Origin of the sequence: Streptomyces sp. YS-3, assembly GCF_045257485.1 — a bacterium.
GTDB lineage: Bacteria > Actinomycetota > Actinomycetes > Streptomycetales > Streptomycetaceae > Streptomyces.
This window is the reverse complement of the sequence record NZ_JBJHPC010000838.1, coordinates 1-2,313: the sequence shown is the minus strand read 5'-3', so window position 1 is coordinate 2,313 and position 2,313 is coordinate 1. Positions and strand designations below refer to the sequence as shown.

The 2,313-nt window shown below is 74.1% G+C and carries 2 protein-coding genes; one reads left to right on the top strand and one right to left on the bottom strand.

Features of this window, described 5'->3' with window-relative positions; all coding sequences use genetic code 11:
- Positions 1-1,172: ROK family protein (locus ACJA3G_RS35395; protein WP_406557130.1), on the bottom strand; the 1,172-nt coding region annotated here is incomplete at its 3' end.
- Positions 1,173-1,266: 94 nt separating this feature from the next.
- Between ACJA3G_RS35395 and ACJA3G_RS35390 the strand changes: the two genes are divergently transcribed.
- Positions 1,267-1,929, top strand: coding sequence for an LUD domain-containing protein (locus tag ACJA3G_RS35390; protein WP_406557129.1), 663 nt, complete (start codon positions 1,267-1,269; stop codon positions 1,927-1,929).
- Positions 1,930-2,313: the final 384 nt, after the last annotated feature.

Sequence of the window (2,313 nt, the reverse complement as noted above, 5' to 3'; positions counted from 1 at the left end):
CTGTGGCCCCGGGCCGCGTCCCCCGCCAGGGACGAGGCGCGCAGCCGGCCGCTGTCCCGGGGCCACAGGCCCGACACCACCCGGGCGGCGAGCTCGGCCCCGGCCGGGGGAGTGAGCCACGGGGACAGGGCGCGGTAGACGCCGCCGAGGACCACGCTCTGCGGGTCCAGGAGGTTCACCGCGCCCGCCAGCACCCGGCCCAGCATCCGCCCGGCCGTGTCCAGCGCCGTCAGCGCCCGCTCGTCGCCCGCCCGCGCCCGGCGCTCCAGCTCGGCCACGCCCGCCGCACCGGCGCCCTCCTCGATGCCCGCGCCGCGCAGCAGCGCCGACTGGCCCGCGTACTGCTCCAGGCAGCCCCGCGCCCCGCAGCGGCACTCGGGGCCGGACGGGTCCACCGGGACATGGCCGATCTCCCCGGCGAAGCCGTGCGCGCCGCGCAGGAGTTCACCGCCCAGGACGAGGGCGCCGCCCACGCCGATCTCGCCGGAGAGGTAGAGGAACGTACGGGCCTCGTCCGGGGCGCCGAACCACAGCTCGGCCAGCGCCGCGAGATTGGCCTCGTTCTCCGAACTCACCGGCAGGGCGGGGGTGCCGGGGCACTCCGCGAGCGCCCGCGCGAACAGGTCGTCGGCCGGTACGCCGTTCCAGCCCAGGTTCGGTGCCTGGCGGACGGTGCCGCCCGCGACCAGGCCCGGCAGGGCGAGCGTCACCCCGGCGGGCCGCAGCTCCTGCTGCCGGGCGGAGTCCAGCGCCCGTGAGGTGAGCCGGGCCGCCCGGGCCAGTACCTCGGCGGGCGGCGCGCCCCGGTTGTCCAGGTGCTCGGTGAGCCGGACCCGGTCGGTTCCGGCCAGATCCACCACACACACCGACGTGTAGTCGACGTTGATCTCCACGCCGGCCCCGGCGACGCCGGTCCTGGCGGGCTTGAGGACGGTGCCGGGCCGGCCCGCCTGCCCGCTGAAGGTCTTGCCGGACTCGCTGAGGAACCCGCCCTCCAGCAACTGCTCCACCAGCGAGGAAACCGCCGCCCGGGTCAGCCCGACGCGCGCCGCGACGGCCGCCCGGGTGGTCTCGCCCTCGTCGTGGACGGCCCGCAGCACCAGGCTGAGGTTGTGCCGGCGCACGGTGTCCTTGTCGGCCTTGGGCGCCAGCGGGGCGAGGTTGCTCTTCATCGTGGCCGAGCCTATGCGATGGCCGGGGCGCCGCAGTTGCCCGATCCAGCGGCGCTCGAACGGGACTCCCGGCGCGGCGCTAAGTTCATCGGGCATGAGCGAGAAGACCATCACCAGTGAGAAGGCCGTCACCGTACTGCCCGCCGACGAGTCCTTCGCCGTCGCCGCGAGCGCCGAGAGCGTGGAGCGGGCCGCCGAGGCCCTGCGGGGCAACGGATTTACGGTGCACATAGTGGAGACCGCCGCCGACGCCCGCGCGCTCGTGGCCGAGGAGCTGCCGACCGACAAGGCGGTCTTCGCCTCCACCAGCGAGACCCTGCGGCTCTCCGGGATCCAGCAGGACATCGACGCCTCGGGCCGCTACAAGAGCATCCGCGCCGAGCAGGCCGACTGGGACCCGCGCGCCCGCCGCGACGAGGTGCGCACCACGCGCTCGGCGCCCGACGTCGTCGTCGGCAGTGTGCACGCCGTGACCGAGGACGGCCGGCTCGTCACCGCCTCCGCGAGCGGCAGCCAGCTCGCCGCGTACGCGTTCGGCGCGGGCCGGTCGATCTGGGTGGTCGGCGCCCAGAAGGTCGTCGCCGACCTCGACACCGCGCTGCGCCGCGTCGAGACGTACTCGCTGCCCAAGGAGGACGTCCGTGCCCAGCGGGTGATGGGACAGCGCAGTGTGCTCGCCAAGATCCTGATCAACGGGCGCGAGGTGGTTCCGTACCGCAGCACCGTCGTCCTGGTCCGCGAGCCGATCGGGTTCTGAGCGGACCGCTCCCAGGCCCCGGCACCACGTTCCGAGCCGTCGCACCCGCCGGGTGCGGCGGCTCCCGGCGTTCAGGGGCGAGTTCGCGCCACCGCCCGGGAGGAAGCGTGGTTGAACGTAACACCACTGCAATCCCTTGCGGAAGGCCTTGCGGAGAGAAAACGGAGAGGAAGCGCGGAGATTTCCCCGGTGTGGCGAGGGTGTGTCCAAAGGGTTGACCAGCTGGTCCGGGAGACCTACCGTCTCGACCGCAATAGCTTTCCGGTTGTTTCAGCAAGAACATTCAAAGACCTTCCGGGGCGGCCGGGCCGCGCCGCTCCGCAAGGCCGCACCCCCCGCACTCCCGCCACGGAGGTCCCCCCATGGACGGTCGCACCGCCGGCA